The organism is Affinirhizobium lemnae, from assembly GCF_022968395.1.
Lineage (GTDB): Bacteria > Pseudomonadota > Alphaproteobacteria > Rhizobiales > Rhizobiaceae > Neorhizobium > Neorhizobium lemnae.
Genome location: NZ_JALJQZ010000044.1, coordinates 13,822 through 31,640, shown reverse-complemented (window position 1 = coordinate 31,640; position 17,819 = coordinate 13,822). Strand labels below are relative to the sequence as shown.

Here is a 17,819-nt window from a genome sequence, read left to right as displayed (position 1 = left end):
CAACTTCATGGGATTCGTCAAACTCGCAGCCATCGCCATCTGGCTCAAATAGCTAAATCGTCACTACCGCCTAGAGCTTGCTGAAATCTTACAGCGGTTCACGAGGCGTTAACTCCGGCGCCACATTTTAGACTTGCATCAATGCGATGCCGCAATGCAAGAAAAGAGCGGAATGATGTTTGCCCTTTCGCCGCTGATTACTTAAGTAAGTTGAAGCGGTTCACGGAGAAACATCTTGCCATCCGCATATTCGCAGGAGATCGCGGCAGGCAGAGGCCGCAGGATGCGCCGGATGGCGGGCTTGGAAGCATGATATTTCCGATTGAAGGTTCCAGCATCACCGGGGGAGACTGCCCCGGACAGACACTTTCAGAAGGCCGTTTCTCCAGGAAGCGGCACGGATACCGCGCGCTCGTTTCAATGCTTGCCGCAGCCACGCTTCTGACAAGCTGTCAGTCCATTTTGGACCAAAGCTATCAGGCCGATCTGAAACCCTCCACGAACCCGCAGATCGTCGATACAGTTCAGAAGAATGATCCTCGAGCCGCCATGGGAGCGCGTGAGCATCCACGCATTCTGGCAAGTTATGGCGGAGAGTATCACGATGCCAAGACGGAGAGGCTGGTTGCGCGTATCACCGGCGCACTGACCGCAGTATCGGAAAATCCTAATCAGTCCTATCGCATCACCATTCTGAACTCGCCGGCCATCAATGCGTTTGCACTGCCAGGCGGCTATCTTTACGTAACCCGTGGCCTATTGGCTCTGGCAAACGACGCATCGGAGGTCGCCGCTGTTCTCAGCCACGAGATGGCACATGTGACCGCCAATCACGGCATAGAACGACAAAAACGGGAAGAGGCCGAAGTCATCGCGAGCCGTGTCGTGGCTGAAGTTCTCTCCAGCGATCTGGCAGGCAAGCAGGCTCTGGCCCGTGGCAAGCTGCGTCTCGCAGCCTTTTCCCGACAGCAGGAACTGCAGGCGGACGTGATAGGCGTGCGCATGCTGGGTGAGGCCGGTTATGACCCCTATGCCGCAGCACGCTTCCTGGACAGCATGGCCGCCTATGCCCGCTTTTCCTCGGTAGATCCGGAAAATGACCAGAGCCTGGACTTTCTGTCCAGCCACCCCAACGCCCCTCAGCGTGTGGAACTGGCGCGTCAGCACGCACGCGCTTTTGGGCAGGAGGGAACCGTCGGCGACAAGGGGCGGGACTATTACCTCAATGGTGTTGATGGCCTTCTCTACGGCGACAGCCCGGAGGAAGGCTATGTTCGTAACGAGACCTTCCTACATGCGGGCCTTGGCATACGTTTCGATGTCCCGGAAGGCTTTCGCATCGACAACAAGGCAGAAGCCGTGCTCGCAACCGGTCCGGATGAAACTGCTATCCGTTTCGACGGCGTGGAAGGCAGCGATACACAAAGCCTGACCAATTATCTGACAAGCGGCTGGGTTGCCGGGCTTCTGCCGGATACGGTTCGCGACATCACCGTAAACGGCCTGCCTGCCGCCAATGCGAAAGCCTCTGCGGAACGCTGGGATTTCGATGTCACTGTTATCCGGATGGACAAGCGGATCTTCCGCTTCCTGACCGCGGTGCCAAAAGGCAATTCCTCGCTTCAGGCAACAGCGGAAACTATCCGCAACAGCTTCCGCAAGATAACCCCTCAGGAAGCGGCCGATCTGAAGCCACTGCGCGTACGTGTGGTCATAGCTCAGCCAGGCGACACGATCACTACGCTCTCGGCGCGTATGATGGGAACCGACCGCAAGCTCGACCTTTTCCGTGTTCTGAACGCACTACCGACCGGTGCGGCCATCACGCCCGGTCAGAGGCTGAAGATCATTTCAGACTGATCCGCGACAATTAGATTTCTGTATACATCAAAAAGCAATATTGCAGCCATATGGGGAATTTTCGGCAAAACTCTTCTCTTCGCTTGACATGATGTATACATTTTGCAAATTCTCTCACCAAGAGGAGTGTTGCACATGTCAAAGCCAAGTTTTCCGCTAAACGCCTGGTATGCCGCCGCCTATGATGTAGAGTTGAAGCGCGCTCTCCTGCCGCGCACCATTTGTAACAAACCGGTTGTCCTCTACCGTAAGAATGACGGAACTCCGGTCGCGCTTGCGGATGCCTGTTGGCACAGGCTCGTACCGCTGTCACTAGGTAGGCTGGAAGGTGACAACGTCATCTGCGGCTATCATGGCCTGGAGTTCGACGATACCGGCCGTTGTGTATACATGCCGTCTCAGGAAACCATCAATCCATCTGCCTGCGTAAAGTCCTACCCGATCGCCGAAAAGCACCGCTTCATCTGGATATGGCCGGGTGACCCTTCTCTTGCAGATCCCGCGCTCATTCCGGACCTGCATTGGAATCAGGATCCGGACTGGGCCGCAGATGGAAAACTGATCGAGGTAAGGTGCGATTACCGGTTGGTTATTGACAACCTTATGGATTTAACGCACGAGACCTTCGTGCACGGCTCTTCAATCGGCAATCGCGCCGTGGCTGAAGCGCCTTTTGAGGCGAACCATTCAGACCGTTTTGCCTACATCACGCGCTGGATGGAAAATATTGATCCGCCTCCCTTCTGGCGCAAACAATATGGTCGCCAAGGCAAAGTCGACCGCTGGCAGATCATCCGCTTCGAGGCCCCCTGCACCGTGACCATCGATGTCGGCGTAGCCGAAGCGGGCACCGGTGCCCCACAGGGTGACCGGTCAAAGGGCGTGAACGGCTATGTGCTGAACACGATTACGCCGTCGACCGAGAAAACCTGCCTCTACTTCTGGGCCTTTGCCAGGAACTACGATCTCGGCAATCAGGCGCGCACGCACGAACTGCGGGAGGGTGTTGCAGGCGTATTCCGCGAGGATGAAGTGGTGCTGGAAGCTCAGCAGGTCGCCCTCGACACCAATCCGGATCACAAGTTCTACAATCTCAACATCGACGCCGGATCAATGTGGGCCCGAAAGCTTATTGACCGCATGATCGATGATGAAACGAGACCAAAGGCAGTAGCGGCAGAGTGAACAGTGGCATGGGAACGGAACGCGAGCCGAAACAACAGAGTGCGAAAGCCCTGCTTGCCCTGCGAGATCTCGTGCTCACCGGCGAGGTGGAACCGGGCGAGCGCCTCTCGGAAGTCGCATTGGCACAGCGTCTCGGTGTATCGCGCACTCCGCTGCGCAGCGCCTTGCAGCGGCTGGAACAGGAAGGACTGGTATGCCTGATCCCATCCGGCGGCTACGCTGTGCGATCCTTCAGCAGGCAGGAAGTCTTTGACTCGATCGAACTTCGTGGCGTACTGGAGGGAACTGCCGCGCGACTTGCCGCAGAGAGAGGCGCCTCGGCAAGCCGACTGAGGGTGATTGATGAGGTACTTCGCCAACTCGATCTCGTGATGCAGGTTAGTGCTCACGACATGGACTTCGAGCGTTACGAAGTCCTGAACGGTGACTTCCATCGTCTTCTATGGAACCTCTGCGGCAGCGAAGTTCTCACGCGGGAAATCGAGCGAACTGCAAGTTTGCCCTTCGCCAGCCCGAATGCCTTCGTCAACACACAAGTGGATGTGCCTGCCTTCCACCGTACTCTCATTGTTGCACAGACCCAGCACAAGGCTATGCTTTCAGCCATAAAGCTGCGTGAGGGATCACGTGCCGAAGCGATTGCGCGCGAGCATGCTCGGCTTGCGCGTCAAAATCTGGATTTCGTTCTGGAGGAGCAGCCTGACCTGCGCCGCAAGGTAGTGGCTCTGGCCTTGATGTCGGGCTGAAAGAACTTTGTTTTGAGGAGGAATTGATGCGCTCCAAATTGGAATGGCGCGCGGCGCGGGTGCTTGTCATCGAGACCCCTGCCGAAGATGTGCGCGCAGTAACTTTCGCCGTCGAGGACTTACGGTCGTCTTTCGATCCGGGATCGCATACTAATATCAAGGTCATGATCAATGGCGAGCCAGCCATCCGCACCTATACGGTCCTACCGAGTGAACCCGGTACTCTGAAAATTGCCGTAAAATTGCACCCCAATAGCCGCGGGGGCTCGGCATTTGTCTGGACGCTCAAGCCCGGTGACGAGACCGAAATGACCGAACCAGAAAACCGGTTCGAGCTCTCATGGCGAGCTTCGCATTACCTGCTGGTTGCAGGCGGCATCGGCATCACACCGATCTATGGCATGGCGAAGGCTCTGGCGACACGTGGCCAGTCGGTTCGTCTGATCTATGGCGCCAGAAGCATAGAGCAGATGGCCTTCGCAAGTGAGCTCCGCGATCTGTTGGGAGACCGCATAGAAACATTTAGTCAAGAGGATGGACAGGCCTTCGACCTCGCGGGCGAGTTTGCCGCGCTGCCGCCGGATGGAGAAGCCTATCTCTGTGGTCCCCACGGTCTTCTCGAGACGGCTCGGAACTTATGGCGTGAAAGCGGCAGACCGATGAGTCGCTTGCGTTTTGAGGTGTTTGGGGATAGCGGCCGCTTTGCGGAGGAATCTTTCCAAGTGCATGTGCCACGTCGTGAGAAAATCGTCGCGGTGCGAGCAGATCAGACGATGCTGGATGCGCTGGTGGAGGCCGGGATTGACATGATTTATGATTGTCGTCGCGGCGAATGCGGCCTTTGCGCGGTCAACATAATCGAGGCATCCGCCCCGCTTGATCATCGCGACGTATTTTTTTCTACGGAAGAACGCCGCGAAAAAGCTAAAATGTGCGCCTGTGTTTCACGAGCGGTTGGCGGAACGATCACGATCGATACCGGCTACCGCGAGGATAGCCACTCCGCAACGTTACGCGCCCCTACTTAGATTAAATTTAGATTTGCCTAAAATAAGGCGCGCCGCATCATTCGCGGCCTGCCCTCATGAGGCTGAAACTTAGCAGGCGGCAGCCATTTGCGGATTGATCGAGACCAAAGCCGACTTCAGCTTTTCGATAGCACGGCTCTCGATCTGACGTACACGCTCCTTGGAAATTCCAAGTTCCGCGCCCAGCGCTTCCAGCGTCGCACCATCGTCCGTCAGGCGCCGGGCACGAATAATTTTCTTCTCCCGATCATTCAACTTCGTGAGTGCACCCTGCAGCCAGCGCATCCGGCGCTCACCATCAATCATGCCAGACACTTGTTCATCTGGAAGGGGTTCGGCGCTTTCCAGCATCTCGAGGCGCTCGGCGCTGTCTGCATCGCCCGAGATGGACGGCGCCTGCAATGACGCATCATTGCTGGAGAGGCGGGCATCCATGGTCTGAACGTCGGCCAGGCTGACACCCAATGCAGTCGCAATCTCTTCATGAATGGCCTGAGCTGTCAGGTTGCTGTCACCGCGCGCGAGCTTCGCACGCAGTCGACGCAGGTTGAAGAACAGCGCCTTCTGCGCTGAACTGGTCCCCCCGCGGACAATAGACCAGTTGCGCAGGATGTAATCCTGCATCGACGCACGGATCCACCAACTCGCATAGGTCGAAAATCGTACATCGCGCGCAGGCTCAAACCTTGCCGCCGCTTCCAACAGTCCTACATAACCTTCTTGAACGAGGTCGCTCATCGGTAAACCAAAGCCGCGGAATTTAGAAGCCATAGCGATGACGAGTCGCATGTGAGCCAAAGCAATCTGGTTGCGAGCGTCCTGATCTTGGTCGTCTTTCCAACGGACAGCCAGATCTCGCTCCTCTTCGCGGGCGAGGTAGGGTGCAGACATGGCGATCTTAATCATGTTGCGATCTGCGGACATGGCGTTCATAGCGCTCTCCCTGAAACTGAGTGGTTGGAAAATTGCAAATTTGAGTACTCCCCGGCCACAGGACGTGGATCACTGCGCTTCAACAAATATCGTGAGTTCATGCGTTTTTAATCCCTGGCTGCTCGACGGGAAGATCGGCCAAGGCCTTGCTTCGCGGTGTGGATTGGCGAAGAGGATCACAAGACAGCACTCTTCGCCGGTCCGGCGGGTAAACGCTTCAGGGAAAAAATGGTTCCAATAAAAAACCCGGCTGGAGCCGGGTTTTTGAGGGGTATCTTAAAGAGCGTTCAAGCCGCTTCTTCGTGCGCATCATCTTCTTCAATCGCCTTGCCACGCTTTGGGCTTTTGGCCAGATTGGTTTCAACCAGACGAACAGCTTCCGTCTCCGACATCTTGTTGACGGCAGCTATTTCCCGGGCCATGCGGTCAAGTGCAGCTTCGTACAGCTGGCGCTCCGAATAGGACTGCTCAGGCTGATTTTCAGCACGATAAAGATCCCGCACAACCTCCGCGATGGAAATCAGATCTCCGGAATTGATCTTGGCATCATATTCCTGTGCGCGACGCGACCACATAGTACGCTTCACACGTGCCTTGCCCTGAACGACCTTGAGAGCGCGTTCGACGAAATCGTTCTCGGACAGCTTGCGCATTCCGATGCTCACAGCCTTGGCGACTGGAACTTTCAAGCGCATCTTGTCCTTTTCAAAATCGATCACAAAAAGCTCTAGCTTCATGCCAGCAACTTCCTGTTCCTCGATCGCCGTGATAGTACCCACTCCGTGCGCCGGGTAGACGATGGCTTCACCGGTCTTGAATCCGTGGCGCGCTGAAGATTTTTTCTGCTGGGTCGTCATTCGTTTAACAAACTCCCTGTTACGCACCCGGCTATCCATGTGCCGGGGCCGGGTCTGTCAGGCCCGGATGAGACGGGGGAACCGTCGGGTGACTCCATACTGATCCGCCAAACGCGCGCGAAAACGACTCCCTCTCCGCGTCTGCGACCAAGACATTCACATATGTGGTGTGTCACGGAAACCGCGGCGGGCGATGTGTTGCTTTCGTGATGTTTTTGGGCACGCGAATGCCGCTTTGTGGAACAGTTCCTATTGTCTACCACAATTATGGGCGCGAATCAATGATTTGCTTTCGCAGTCGCATGCTTGCAACGAATCAGGCCTGCCTAATACTTAAGCAGGAATTAAATCACTGATCCGATGGTGCTCAGTCGCCCTTGCCGGGCTCGGCGGAAAAGTACTGCTCGAACTTGTTCTGCACGCCGTCCATTTCCTTGGCTTCCGGCATGGCATCACGCTTCACCGTAATGTTGGGCCAGACCTGGGCATATTCGGCATTGACCTTAAGCCACTTGTCGAGACCCGGCTCCGTGTCGGGCTTGATGGCCTCTGCCGGACATTCAGGCTCGCAGACGCCGCAATCGATGCACTCATCCGGATGGATTACCAGAAAGTTCTCGCCCTCATAGAAGCAATCTACCGGGCAGACTTCGACGCAATCGGTATACTTGCAACGGATACAGTTATCAGTCACGACATACGTCATGAGGCACTCCAGCAAAATCCAGTGTTCAGGCACCGTCGGAAAGCGACAGTAAAGGGCTTCAACAGGTATCCGCTTGATCCCCGAAACGCTAAAGCCCGCTTGCCTTGTCCCTAAAGGCTTTGCGCGCCATTCGCAAGGCAAAAGAGAATGCTTCCGAACGTCCGTCGAGCCAGTTTGTTGCACCTCTGCGAGAGGCGAAACAAAGTTCGAACCAGCGTCGCCAATCGCGCAATTTCATCCGCCAAAACCGGGGAATGACAGGGGAATTTATTTCAGAGGGCGAACCATTCGCTGAGCGCGCTCAAAGGCAGAAAGCCTTGCCTGTGGCTCGGAAAGATCCTCGTACAGCCGGGATGCCTCGGGATAAGGGCCTCGGCGTTCGCCAGGAGCCCGCATCACAAGACGTTTGTCGCCGCTCTCCAGCGCAAGATCGATACGATCCCCGCAACGGATCATACGGCTCGGCAGTGTAATCACCTGGCCGTTGACCGAAACAAACCCGCCTTCGACCAAGGCCTGGGCCAAAGCTCGGGACTTCACAAGCCGGGCAAAGAAAAGCCACTTGTCGATGCGCTGACGCTGCTCTCCAAGTGGCTCTCCCGTCATCTTACTTCTTCATCTGCTCTTTCAGGGCAGCGAGCTTTGCGAAAGGTGAATCCGGATCAATCGGCTTCTCCTTGCGCGGAGGCTTGGCCTCGAAGCGGGCGGGCTGCGGCGCTTTGCCGCGATCTCCACGCTCGGGACGGTCTCCCCGGCCGCGGTCAGGACGACCCTCCTGCCGATCGCCACGATGATTGGGCCGACCACCATCACGATTGGAACCGCCGTCCCGGTTCGGACGTCCGCCCTGCTCGTTACGCTCGCCTCTTTCGCGGTTGTCACGATTGTCGCGACGACCTTCACCCGGACGGGACGCGTTGTTCGGCGCGCGGCGTTCGCCTTGCGGTCGCTGTCCACCACGCTGATTTTCCGCGCGGCCGCCCCCGGGACGCCAGAGTAGGACAGGCTTCGGCTCTTCGGCCAAGACAGGTTCACCCGCAGTCGCTTCGGCGACACCTTCAGGTAAAACAGGCGTTTCGACAGCCTGTTCCTGGGGCGCGGCATCGGCATCATCGACAGACTCAGCCGCCTCCTCCGTATCGGCGGCCGCTGCTGCCGAAAGAGGCTGCTGGTTAGCCAGAAACGCTTGCGCCTCTTCTGCACTCACTGCATCGGCGCGATAGCCCAGGCCTTTGAGTATCTCTTCCATGTCATCAGGCGTCGCGCCCAGAATAGAAAGCATGGCGGTTGTCGTGACAAAACGACGTCCGTCGTAGGCGCCATCAGGACGCGCGCTGGAACCCGGCTTCCATTGCAGGAGCGGACGGATGAGATCGGCCAGACGCTCGAGGATATCGACGCGCACGGCACGCTTGCCCAGGAAGCGGAAGCCCGCAAGCTTGTAGAAGCTGCGCTCGAAGGACGGATCCGTGACAACAGAGGTGCGGCCCGCCGCCAGCGCCGGGATCAGATCGCCATAACCAAGCTTATCCAGACCGTCGTTCTTCAGCGCCCAGAGGAGCGTGATGAGTTCCGCCGGGGCCGGCTTCAGCAGAAGCGGCATAAAGATATGGTAGGCGCCAAAGCGGATGCCATAGCGGCGCATCGAAGCGCGCGCATCCTGATCCAGCGACTTGACCTCATCGGCCACGTCCCGGCGGAACATCAGGCCGAGATTCTCGACTAACTGGAACGCCAGACCCTTTGCCAGCCCCTGGAGGTCTTCGGCGCGAGACAGATCGTCCAGCGGCTTCAGAACCGTTGCAATGTGATGGTTAACGAAGCGCTCAAGACGCGCCGCCACATGATCCCGTGCGCTCCCCGTCAACTGTTCGTCGGAGAGCAGGATGAGGCGTGGATGCATGATGTGGTCGCCTGCCGCGAGCTTTGCGACCGGCTCGCCCAGCCAGCGAACGAAGCCGTCCGACCCGAGCGCCAGATCGCCGTTGCCGCACGCGTAGAGACGCGCGGCGCGCGCCTCGAATTCGAGCGCCAGCGCCTTCTGGGCTGCCCCCTGCACGGCTTTCGCATCTGGCCCCTCGGTACCCGCTATCGGGGTAAACCGGAAACCGGCGAGTTGACCGACGTGATGTCCCTCTACGAAGACATCTCCATTCACACTGATTTCAGCTTCCAGCATCGCATTCTCTCTCAGGCGCTTCATGAGCACAGATGTCCTGCGATCAACAAAGCGTTTCGTCAACCTTTCATGCAGCGCGTCCGACAACCTGTCCTCGATTTCCCGAGTCTTTTCTTGCCAGTGTGTCGGATGCGCAAGCCACCCCGGCCGGTTGGATACATAAGTCCACGTCCGAATCTGTGCTATACGCGCGGAAAGCGTATCGATCTCGCCATCCGTCCGGTCGGCGCGCTGCACCTGTTCGGCCATGAAATCTTCGTTCACCCAGCCGATTCGCACCAGATCCGAGAAAATCGTCGAAATCAGGTCCGCATGCTGGGCAGGTGTAATTCTTCGGTAGTCCGGGAGCGCACAGGCATCCCACAATTTTTCGACGCGTTCCGGGTTTGTGGCCATATCAATGACCTCCGGATAGCGCGACAGATAATCCAGCGCCTGACTGTCCGTTGCCGGAAGCGCACGCGTCAACCCCTGGATGACAGGCGCCACATCAAGACTTGCTCGCAGATCTCTCAAGGACGAGAAATCGAGCGCCTTGGAACGCCACTGCAGAACCTTCACGGGATCGAACTGGTGGGTCTCGATTCGCTCGACCAACTCGTCATCGAACGGCTGGACCTGTCCCGTCACACCAAACGTGCCGTCCCTAAGATGCCGTCCCGCACGTCCGGCGATCTGGCCGAGTTCTCCGGGGTTGAGATTGCGAAACTGATAGCCGTCGAACTTGCGATCCTGCGCGAAGGCCACATGATCGACATCGAGATTGAGGCCCATTCCGATCGCATCGGTTGCAACCAGATATTCCACATCACCGGACTGGTAGAGCCCCACCTGAGCATTGCGGGTCCGGGGACTCAGCGCACCCAGAACAACGGCGGCGCCACCACGCTGACGACGAATGAGTTCCGCGATCGCATAAACCTCGTCGGCCGAGAAGGCGACAATGGCAGAGCGTTGCGGCAGGCGTGTGATTTTCTTCTGCCCGGCATAAAACAGCTGCGAAAGGCGCGGTCGTTCGATGACCGTCAGCCCCGGAAGTAGCCGCTCCAGGATCGGCCGCATGGTGCCGGCACCCAGCAGCAGCGTCTCTTCCCGTCCCCGCAAGTGCAGGATGCGGTCGGTGAAAATGTGGCCACGTTCCAGATCCCCTGCAAGCTGCACTTCATCGATGGCGACAAAGGCGGACTTCGTCTCGCGCGGCATGGCCTCGACGGTGCAGACGGAAAAACGCGCATTGGGCGGGGTGATCTTTTCTTCGCCCGTGACAAGCGCCACATGGGTCGGTCCGACTTTCTCGACCAGCCTTGTATAGACCTCACGTGCGAGAAGCCGAAGAGGAAGCCCAATGACCCCGGAGCCATGCGCCACCATTCGCTCGATCGCATAATGCGTCTTGCCGGTGTTCGTCGGGCCGAGGACCGCAGTTACACCGCGACCGCTCAAGATCATGGGGGCTTGTGAATTCAAAGCCTGTCATCCGCACAATTACTGTCACCACCTTCGCGGGCGGTCGGACCACACATGGCGACTGCGTCCGCGAATGGCAAGCAGAAATACCTCAGAAGACAAATTAATCGTCAGTCGGCATCAACAAGTACGAGCCATGGCCTCGGCTTTTCCTGATCCAATTGCCATCAGCCTGCAAGAGGCTGGATTACACAGGCAATTGAACGAAGCGTTCGAATCGTGAAGGAAGCCTGGAACCAAAAGAGAGCCAAGCCGTTACCGCCGCACGACGATCCGTCGCCCGCATTTCAGTATCGGAGGCCAAAAATGCTCGGCACTATTCTTCTTGTGATCTTGATCCTTCTCTTGATCGGTGCCCTGCCAAACTGGGGCCACAGCCGCAATTGGGGCTATGGTCCATCGGGTGGGTTGGGCCTTGTCGTACTCATCATCATCATCCTGCTCTTGATGGGCAGGATCTAATCAAGAACGTCTCAAGGTTTAACAGGGAAGGAACCAGGACATGAAAAAGATTCTTACCGCCGCAGCATTGGTCGGCATGCTTGCATCCTGCACGGCAACGGAACGCGGAACGGCTATTGGTGCCGGCACCGGCGCAGTCATCGGCGGTGCCGGCACCAATAGCTGGGGCGGTGCAGCCGTTGGCGCCGTCGGTGGCGGTCTGGTTGGCGCAGCCATCGGCCAGTCACAGGAACGTCGCGGCTACTGCATCTATCGTGACCGTTATGGCCGCAACTACGAGGCGCGTTGCCGCTAATTTCCGATCCATCGGAACGCATGAAAAAGGTCGGAGCGAAAGCCCCGGCCTTTTTTGCGTCTCATCGCTTAAGCGAAATACTGGCCACCATTGGCAGAGATCGTCGAGCCGGTGATATAGCCCGCCTCATCGGAAGCAAGGAACACCACACAGCGCGCGATTTCCTCCGGTTGGCCAAGGCGCCCAACCGGGATCTGCGGCAGAATGCGCTCGTTCATCACCTTTTCCGGAACCGCCATGACCATTTCAGTCGCAATATAGCCCGGGCAGATGGCGTTGACGGTGATGTTTTTCGCAGCACCCTCCTGCGCCAGTGCCTTGGTGAAGCCGAGGTCACCCGCCTTGGCAGCAGAATAGTTCGCCTGTCCCATCTGGCCCTTCTGGCCGTTGATGGAGGAAATATTGATGATGCGGCCGAAGCTGCGGTCTCGCATGCCGGACCAGACCGGATGCGTCATGTTGAAGAGACCGGTCAGATTGGTGTTGATGACTTCATTCCATTGAGCCGGGCTCATTTTGTGGAACATGGCGTCACGTGTGATGCCGGCATTGTTGACGAGCACTTCAACCGGGCCGAGTTCCGCTTCCACCCGCGCGATGCCGTCCACGCACGCCTCGTAGGATGAAACGTCCCATTTGAAGACGGGAATACCGGTCACATCACGGAATGCATTCGCTTTTTCTTCGTTGCCGGCATAATTCGCCGCAACTTTGTAGCCCGCTGTCTTCAACGCCAGGGCAATTGCGGAGCCGATGCCCCGTGTTCCGCCCGATACCAATGCTACTCTCGACATGAAGTTTCCCCCCGAAAAGGCATGCCGCGCATTTGTGTTCAGCTCAAATACGATGACGGCATGCGACACAAATTCTGAAGCGCATCGCCAAGGCGACAACGCGCTTCCTTTTTCACACGCCGGCCCTTCTATGTGGCCGGAAATCCAGTCATCACATGGCCTCGAAGCACATGGCGACGCCCATGCCACCGCCAATGCAAAGCGTCGCAAGACCCTTCTTGGCGCCGCGGCGCTTCATTTCAAACAGAAGCGTGTTCATGACACGCGCGCCGGAAGCACCCACCGGATGGCCGATGGCGATCGCACCGCCGTTCACGTTCACGATCGAAGGATCCCAGCCCATGTCCTTGTTGACGGCGCAGGCCTGCGCAGCGAAGGCTTCGTTTGCTTCGACCAGATCCAGATCCTTGACTGACCAGCCCGCCTTCTCCAGTGCGCGGCGCGATGCAGGGATAGGTCCTGTTCCCATGATCTGCGGATCGACGCCCGCCGTTGCCCAGGAAACAATACGCGCCATAGGCACGATACCACGACGGACGGCTTCATCCTCGCTCATCAGAAGCGCGACGGCTGCCCCGTCATTGATACCGGAGGCATTGCCGGCGGTAACCGTACCTTCCTTGTCAAAAGCCGGACGCAGCTTGGTCATGCTTTCAAGCGTGGCACCGGCGCGGATATATTCATCCGCATCGACCGTCACGTCACCCTTCCGTCCCTTCACGACGAAGGGCGTGATTTCATCGACAAAGCGACCAGCCTTCTGCGCGGCTTCCGCCTTGTTCTGGGAAGCCAGTGCGAATTGATCCTGCTCGTCGCGAGAAAGCTGCCACTGACGTGCCACGTTCTCAGCCGTAATTCCCATGTGATAGCCGTAGAAGGCGTCCGTTAGGCCGTCCTTGATCATGGTATCGATCATTTTCATGTCGCCCATCTTGGTGCCGTTGCGCAGATGTGCGCAATGCGGCGCCATGGACATCGATTCCTGACCACCCGCCACGATGATTCGGGCATCGCCCGAGGCGATCTGCTGCATGCCAAGCGCGACGGCGCGCAGGCCCGAGCCGCAGAGCTGATTCATGCCCCAGGCCGTCTTTTCCTGCGGAATGCCCGCCTTCATCGCCGCCTGACGGGCCGGATTCTGTCCCTCGCCAGCGGTCAGGATCTGTCCAAGAATCACCTCATCGACTTCGGACGCTTCAACCTTGGCGCGTTCCAGCGCTGCCTTGATGGCAGCAGCACCCAACTCATGAGCAGGCGTGTTGGCGAAAGACCCGTTGAATGAACCGACGGCAGTGCGGGCCGCAGACGCAATAACGATGGATGGCTGACTCATGGGTGTTCCTCCGAAAATCCCTGATTGGTTGACGTGAAGACTGGCAAAGCTTGAGCCACAAGTCAAAGACAACCTTTGGCGGATTTCACATGGCACCTGTCAAAACTTTGCATGCCGGGATTCAACCTGAAGGGCGAATCATCCACAGCTCTCGCATCGCACAAATCCGTTGTCAGCATGGTTTATTTAAGCGTAGTGTTACCGCGGGAGCGAAATACAAAATTCCATATTGACGGGATCAGGAGATAAATATGGCCAAGACGGATGGTGACGTTGTCATAAAAAAATATGCCAACCGCCGGCTCTATAATACAGGCACCAGCACTTACGTGACGCTGGAAGATCTTGCGCAGATGGTCAAGCGCGGCGAGGACTTCACGGTACAGGACGCCAAGAGCGGCGAAGATATCACCCATTCCGTGCTGACGCAGATCATCTTCGAGCAGGAATCGAAAACCGGAAATACCCTGTTGCCGATTTCATTCCTGCGCCAGCTGATCTCCTATTACGGTGACCAGATGCAGATGGTGGTGCCCACCTTCCTCGAGCACTCGATGAAGACCTTCGCCGACCAGCAGACGCAGATGCGCGAGCAGATGACGCGCGCCTTCGGCGAAACGCCACTGACAAAGAACCTGCAGGCGCCTATGCAACTGATGGAAGAGCAGGTGCGGCGAAACACGGAAATGTTCCGTCAGGCCATGCAAATGTTCTCGCCCTTTGGTGCAACACCGCAGGCCACGCCGGAAGCGGCGAAGAAGAGCGCCGACCCACGCGACATAGACGATCTGAAAGAACAGTTGCGCAGCTTGCAGAACCGATTGGACAGCTTCGGCTCCTGAGCCAAGGCGGTACTAAACCAACCAGACTGGCGAACGGGAGTATGGAGCTCCCGGACCGCTTTCGCGATCACAACGGTCCCGATCGCATTTATCGTTTTCAAAAGCACAAAACAGAAAAGGCCGGCGAAACGCCAGCCTTTCAGCATCAAGACGATGAGAAACGCTTATGCGCTTTCCTTCGGCGTCAGAACCTGACGACCACGATACATACCGGTCTTCAGGTCGATATGGTGCGGACGACGCAGTTCGCCGGAGTTCTTGTCTTCGACATAGGTCGGGTTCTTCAGGGCGTCAGCCGAACGGCGCATACCGCGCTTGGACGGGCTCACTTTTCTCTTCGGTACTGCCATTCTCGTTACTCCAAATAGGCGTGCAAAGCTTGATCTGCGGCCGGTATCGACCGTGAAAGACTAGCTTCGATCTCGGAAATTTGCGGCGCTTATACATGCCGGAACAGGCTTTGACCAGTCCCCACAGGGATTTTTTCGAGTCAATTCAGACCCGGAAGGCAAATCAGGCTTCATCCGCCGGAACGATCCAGGGCTCGGCCAGGGCCGCCTCCTTCCATTCGATCCATGCCGGATGCGCCTGCACGGCAGCCATATAGGATCTGGTGTCGTCGTCAACCGCTATATCATAGACATCCAGCCGGTTGATCACCGGCGCAAACATCGCATCCGCGCCACTGAAGGCACCGAACAGGAATGGCCCGCCGGAGCGATGCCGCATCGTTTTCCAGATCTCGGTGATCCGCGCCACATCGCCTGCCACACCGTCCGGCAGGTCGATAGCCCTTTTCTCGCGACGCATATTCATGGGGCAGGCGCCACGCAGGGCTCGAAAACCAGAGAGCATTTCCATGGAAATGGAGCGGGCCAATGCGCGATCGGCAGGATCATAAGGCCAGACGCCAGCCTCCGGATACAGCTCGGCCACATATTCGATGATGGCCAGCGACTCCCAGATATGCAGGCTACCATGTTTCAGCACCGGCACTCTGCCGGTCGGCGAGAATTCGCGGAACTTGGGATTGCCGCCGCTATCGTCGAACTGGGTCAGAACCTCTTCGAACGGAACATTCGCGGCCTTCATGGCAATCCAGGGACGGAAGGACCAGGAAGAATAATTCTTGTTCGCGATATAAAGTATCAGCCCGTCCATCGGTGCGCCCTCCCTAAATTTCAAGCAAGCCTACAGGCACGACCCGAAGGGCTCCAACGCATTTTTGTGAGGTCAGCCATAAAGGCAGCTTATGTAGCCACCCGCTCCTTGTGCCCGCCGCTCGATAACCCCGGCAAGCCGCTGCATCCCTCGTCCGGGCTTGCTGGCAACCCGGGTGATTGGGTTGGGAAGCGCAACAGCCAGGAGACCGGCCTGTCGCCGGGTCAACTTGGCGGCAGGCACCTTGAAATAGTGTCGCGAGGCCGCCTCGATCCCGTAGATGCCAGGGCCCCATTCGGCAACATTGAGATAGATTTCCATCATGCGTCGCTTCGACCAGACGAGATCGGCCCACATGGCAAGAGGCAGTTCCAGCCCCTTTCGAACGAAGCTTCGGCCATTCCAGAGGAACAGGTTCTTTGCCGTCTGCATGGGAATGGTGCTTGCGCCACGCGTCGCCTCGCCCTCCAGCGCATCCTGAACGACCCCGCGCATCTGCGCCCAGTCGACGCCGCCATGGGCGCAGAACTGCCCGTCCTCTGACATCATGACCGAACGCACCAGCGTTGGAGAAATATCTTCGAACGACACCCACTGCCGGTCATAGCCTCTGAACAGGGCAAGATCGGCCAGCATCAAGGTTGAAACAGGGCGCACGAATGGGAGCGCGTAGAGAAGGACCAACACGTAAGGCAGCAGAAGCAATGCACCCAGGATCTTGGCGGCAAGCAGCAGCCTTTCCCTGATCCGCCAGTCGGGCTTTGGGCTCGCCATGGGCGGTGCCTCGTCCTCTTCGGATTGCTGCTGGTCGGAGGAAACGTCCAACATCCCTACTCGTTTTAGCCATTCCTGTTGTGTTCATACCGGCACCGTGCATCGAAAGCGAGTGGCAGTGCCGCTTACTCAAGGCTTTTCGCAAAACTTCGTTGCCTCCGCCCGTCGCTCATGCCAAGGAACCGCCATGAAGACCTTGGATAGCTCCCTTTTCGAAGATCACTTGCGCCGACGCGCGGCCGATATGGAACGTCTGCTCTCGGACCTGCTCGACAGCACGGTTCGCGACGATGAGATTGTCCGCCCGAACCATCTGCTGGCGGCGATGCGCCACGGCACACTGAATGGCGGCAAGCGGCTTCGGCCCTTTCTCGTGCAGGAAAGCGCGCTGTTGTTTGGCGGCGATCTGGAGGCTGCTTCGCGCGTCGGTGCGGCTCTTGAATGCCTGCACAGCTATTCCCTGATCCATGACGATCTTCCCGCCATGGACGACGATGACCTGCGCCGGGGCCAGCCGACTGTTCACAAGGCATTTGACGAAGCGACAGCCATTCTGGCCGGTGACAGCCTTCTGACCTATGCGTTCGATATCATCACCGCGCCCACAACGAAGCTCGCAGCGGACCGCAAGGTGGAGCTTGTCCTGGCGCTTGCGCGTGCCGCCGGTCTTGGCGGCATGGCAGGCGGACAGGCGCTGGACCTTGCGGCAGAAACCACGGCACCGGATGAGGATGGCGTGATCACGCTCCAGGCCATGAAGACAGGTGCTCTGCTGCGCTTTGCCTGTGAAGCCGGAGCAATTATTGCCGGCGCCTCCCAAGACGATCGCAAGCGCCTGCGCCGGTTCGGAGAAATCATAGGCCTCGCCTTCCAGATCGCGGACGACGTGCTGGACGTGACCTCCGATGCCGCTACGATGGGCAAGGCAACGGGCAAGGATGCTGACCGGGGCAAGGCTACCCTCGTTTCGCGCAACGGCCTCGATTGGGCAGAAAGACGGCTCGACCAGTTGGTGACGGAAGCCGTCGAGCTTCTGCAGCCTTATGGCGAGAAGGCGCAGGTTCTGATGGCCACGGCACGTTTCGTCGCAAACAGGAAGAGTTGACCCTCTCCCATCACATTCGGTGATCCAAGTCTTCAAAACTTGTCACGTGACTGCAGCTGCATGCCTGTGCATTCTTGGCCGAACGAAGCCGG

18 protein-coding genes are annotated in these 17,819 nt (G+C 57.9%); 8 read left to right on the top strand and 10 right to left on the bottom strand.

Annotated elements, in window-relative coordinates; all coding sequences use genetic code 11:
- The first annotated feature begins 420 nt into the window (after positions 1-420).
- The 4 genes from MUU53_RS19220 to MUU53_RS19205 all read left to right on the top strand — a co-directional run bounded on the left by MUU53_RS19220 (position 421) and on the right by MUU53_RS19205 (position 4,819).
- Positions 421-1,860 carry a M48 family metalloprotease gene (locus tag MUU53_RS19220; RefSeq protein ID WP_247262326.1) on the top strand — a complete coding sequence of 480 codons (1,440 nt, stop codon included), beginning with the start codon at positions 421-423 and terminating at the stop codon, positions 1,858-1,860.
- Between the two features lie 135 nt (positions 1,861-1,995).
- A complete protein-coding gene (locus MUU53_RS19215; protein ID WP_247262321.1) occupies positions 1,996-3,045 on the top strand; it encodes an aromatic ring-hydroxylating dioxygenase subunit alpha in 1,050 nt (349 codons plus the stop codon).
- 8 nt (positions 3,046-3,053) lie between these two features.
- Complete coding sequence (locus MUU53_RS19210; RefSeq protein WP_247262320.1) at positions 3,054-3,791, top strand: GntR family transcriptional regulator; 738 nt, start codon at positions 3,054-3,056, stop codon at positions 3,789-3,791.
- A 26-nt stretch (positions 3,792-3,817) separates the two neighbouring features.
- Positions 3,818-4,819, top strand: a complete 1,002-nt coding sequence (locus MUU53_RS19205; protein WP_247262319.1) for a PDR/VanB family oxidoreductase — start codon at positions 3,818-3,820, stop codon at positions 4,817-4,819.
- A gap of 69 nt (positions 4,820-4,888) precedes the next feature.
- On the opposite strand, the gene MUU53_RS19200 is transcribed toward MUU53_RS19205, so the two are convergent.
- The 5 genes from MUU53_RS19200 to MUU53_RS19180 form a co-directional block, all read right to left on the bottom strand.
- Complete coding sequence (locus MUU53_RS19200) at positions 4,889-5,752, bottom strand: RNA polymerase factor sigma-32 (protein ID WP_247262318.1); 864 nt, start codon at positions 5,750-5,752, stop codon at positions 4,889-4,891.
- A gap of 287 nt (positions 5,753-6,039) precedes the next feature.
- On the bottom strand, positions 6,040-6,609 hold the full coding sequence (locus MUU53_RS19195; RefSeq protein WP_247262317.1) for a CarD family transcriptional regulator: 570 nt from the start codon (positions 6,607-6,609) through the stop codon (positions 6,040-6,042).
- Positions 6,610-6,976: 367 nt separating this feature from the next.
- Positions 6,977-7,315, bottom strand: a complete 339-nt coding sequence (gene fdxA / locus MUU53_RS19190; protein ID WP_137136816.1) for a ferredoxin FdxA — start codon at positions 7,313-7,315, stop codon at positions 6,977-6,979.
- A 267-nt stretch (positions 7,316-7,582) separates the two neighbouring features.
- A complete protein-coding gene (locus MUU53_RS19185; protein ID WP_247262316.1) occupies positions 7,583-7,921 on the bottom strand; it encodes an RNA-binding S4 domain-containing protein in 339 nt (112 codons plus the stop codon).
- Position 7,922: 1 nt separating this feature from the next.
- Positions 7,923-10,943: a helicase-related protein gene (locus tag MUU53_RS19180; RefSeq protein ID WP_247262325.1), complete on the bottom strand. Its 3,021-nt coding sequence runs from the start codon at positions 10,941-10,943 to the stop codon at positions 7,923-7,925.
- Positions 10,944-11,267: 324 nt separating this feature from the next.
- Here MUU53_RS19180 and MUU53_RS19175 point away from each other — a divergent pair, with 324 nt between their 5' ends.
- Both MUU53_RS19175 and MUU53_RS19170 read left to right on the top strand, forming a co-directional pair.
- Positions 11,268-11,423 (top strand): DUF3309 family protein, encoded by a 156-nt coding sequence (locus MUU53_RS19175; protein WP_082547286.1) that lies wholly within the window; start codon positions 11,268-11,270, stop codon positions 11,421-11,423.
- Positions 11,424-11,463: 40 nt separating this feature from the next.
- Positions 11,464-11,718, top strand: a complete 255-nt coding sequence (locus MUU53_RS19170; RefSeq protein ID WP_247262315.1) for a glycine zipper domain-containing protein — start codon at positions 11,464-11,466, stop codon at positions 11,716-11,718.
- Between the two features lie 68 nt (positions 11,719-11,786).
- On the opposite strand, the gene phbB is transcribed toward MUU53_RS19170, so the two are convergent.
- Both phbB and MUU53_RS19160 read right to left on the bottom strand, forming a co-directional pair.
- The gene (gene phbB, locus MUU53_RS19165) at positions 11,787-12,512 is read right to left on the bottom strand and encodes a beta-ketoacyl-ACP reductase (protein WP_062556305.1); all 726 of its coding nucleotides are present in this window, start codon (positions 12,510-12,512) and stop codon (positions 11,787-11,789) included.
- A gap of 151 nt (positions 12,513-12,663) precedes the next feature.
- Positions 12,664-13,845, bottom strand: coding sequence for an acetyl-CoA C-acetyltransferase (locus tag MUU53_RS19160; RefSeq protein WP_247262314.1), 1,182 nt, complete (start codon positions 13,843-13,845; stop codon positions 12,664-12,666).
- Between the two features lie 251 nt (positions 13,846-14,096).
- On the opposite strand from MUU53_RS19160, the gene phaR reads away from it, so the two are divergent.
- Positions 14,097-14,687 (top strand): polyhydroxyalkanoate synthesis repressor PhaR, encoded by a 591-nt coding sequence (gene phaR / locus MUU53_RS19155; RefSeq protein WP_062556220.1) that lies wholly within the window; start codon positions 14,097-14,099, stop codon positions 14,685-14,687.
- A 164-nt stretch (positions 14,688-14,851) separates the two neighbouring features.
- Here phaR and rpmF read toward each other — a convergent pair whose 3' ends face one another.
- The 3 genes from rpmF to mtgA form a co-directional block, all read right to left on the bottom strand.
- Complete coding sequence (gene rpmF, locus MUU53_RS19150) at positions 14,852-15,037, bottom strand: 50S ribosomal protein L32 (protein WP_062556221.1); 186 nt, start codon at positions 15,035-15,037, stop codon at positions 14,852-14,854.
- Positions 15,038-15,200: 163 nt separating this feature from the next.
- Entirely contained in the window at positions 15,201-15,848 is a 648-nt protein-coding gene (locus tag MUU53_RS19145) for a glutathione S-transferase family protein (RefSeq protein ID WP_247262313.1), read from the bottom strand.
- Positions 15,849-15,920: 72 nt separating this feature from the next.
- Positions 15,921-16,622 carry a monofunctional biosynthetic peptidoglycan transglycosylase gene (gene mtgA / locus MUU53_RS19140; RefSeq protein ID WP_247262324.1) on the bottom strand — a complete coding sequence of 234 codons (702 nt, stop codon included), beginning with the start codon at positions 16,620-16,622 and terminating at the stop codon, positions 15,921-15,923.
- 187 nt (positions 16,623-16,809) lie between these two features.
- Between mtgA and MUU53_RS19135 the strand changes: the two genes are divergently transcribed.
- Positions 16,810-17,727, top strand: a complete 918-nt coding sequence (locus MUU53_RS19135) for a polyprenyl synthetase family protein (protein ID WP_377307323.1) — start codon at positions 16,810-16,812, stop codon at positions 17,725-17,727.
- Positions 17,728-17,819 lie beyond the last annotated feature (92 nt).

What these genes read in the sequence shown, in the direction of transcription:
- MUU53_RS19195 (WP_247262317.1), bottom strand. Translation starts at nt 6,609, where the DNA reads ATGACGACCCAGCAGAAAAAATCTTCAGCGCGCCACGGATTCAAGACC.
- MUU53_RS19215 (WP_247262321.1), top strand. Translation starts at nt 1,996, where the DNA reads ATGTCAAAGCCAAGTTTTCCGCTAAACGCCTGGTATGCCGCCGCCTAT.
- MUU53_RS19135 (WP_377307323.1), top strand. Translation starts at nt 16,810, where the DNA reads ATGAAGACCTTGGATAGCTCCCTTTTCGAAGATCACTTGCGCCGACGC.
- MUU53_RS19210 (WP_247262320.1), top strand. Translation starts at nt 3,054, where the DNA reads ATGGGAACGGAACGCGAGCCGAAACAACAGAGTGCGAAAGCCCTGCTT.
- MUU53_RS19175 (WP_082547286.1), top strand. Translation starts at nt 11,268, where the DNA reads ATGCTCGGCACTATTCTTCTTGTGATCTTGATCCTTCTCTTGATCGGT.
- rpmF (WP_062556221.1), bottom strand. Translation starts at nt 15,037, where the DNA reads ATGGCAGTACCGAAGAGAAAAGTGAGCCCGTCCAAGCGCGGTATGCGC.
- MUU53_RS19200 (WP_247262318.1), bottom strand. Translation starts at nt 5,752, where the DNA reads ATGAACGCCATGTCCGCAGATCGCAACATGATTAAGATCGCCATGTCT.
- phbB (WP_062556305.1), bottom strand. Translation starts at nt 12,512, where the DNA reads ATGTCGAGAGTAGCATTGGTATCGGGCGGAACACGGGGCATCGGCTCC.
- MUU53_RS19185 (WP_247262316.1), bottom strand. Translation starts at nt 7,921, where the DNA reads ATGACGGGAGAGCCACTTGGAGAGCAGCGTCAGCGCATCGACAAGTGG.
- fdxA (WP_137136816.1), bottom strand. Translation starts at nt 7,315, where the DNA reads ATGACGTATGTCGTGACTGATAACTGTATCCGTTGCAAGTATACCGAT.
- MUU53_RS19205 (WP_247262319.1), top strand. Translation starts at nt 3,818, where the DNA reads ATGCGCTCCAAATTGGAATGGCGCGCGGCGCGGGTGCTTGTCATCGAG.
- mtgA (WP_247262324.1), bottom strand. Translation starts at nt 16,622, where the DNA reads ATGGCGAGCCCAAAGCCCGACTGGCGGATCAGGGAAAGGCTGCTGCTT.
- MUU53_RS19220 (WP_247262326.1), top strand. Translation starts at nt 421, where the DNA reads ATGCTTGCCGCAGCCACGCTTCTGACAAGCTGTCAGTCCATTTTGGAC.
- MUU53_RS19145 (WP_247262313.1), bottom strand. Translation starts at nt 15,848, where the DNA reads ATGGACGGGCTGATACTTTATATCGCGAACAAGAATTATTCTTCCTGG.
- MUU53_RS19180 (WP_247262325.1), bottom strand. Translation starts at nt 10,943, where the DNA reads ATGATCTTGAGCGGTCGCGGTGTAACTGCGGTCCTCGGCCCGACGAAC.
- MUU53_RS19170 (WP_247262315.1), top strand. Translation starts at nt 11,464, where the DNA reads ATGAAAAAGATTCTTACCGCCGCAGCATTGGTCGGCATGCTTGCATCC.
- phaR (WP_062556220.1), top strand. Translation starts at nt 14,097, where the DNA reads ATGGCCAAGACGGATGGTGACGTTGTCATAAAAAAATATGCCAACCGC.
- MUU53_RS19160 (WP_247262314.1), bottom strand. Translation starts at nt 13,845, where the DNA reads ATGAGTCAGCCATCCATCGTTATTGCGTCTGCGGCCCGCACTGCCGTC.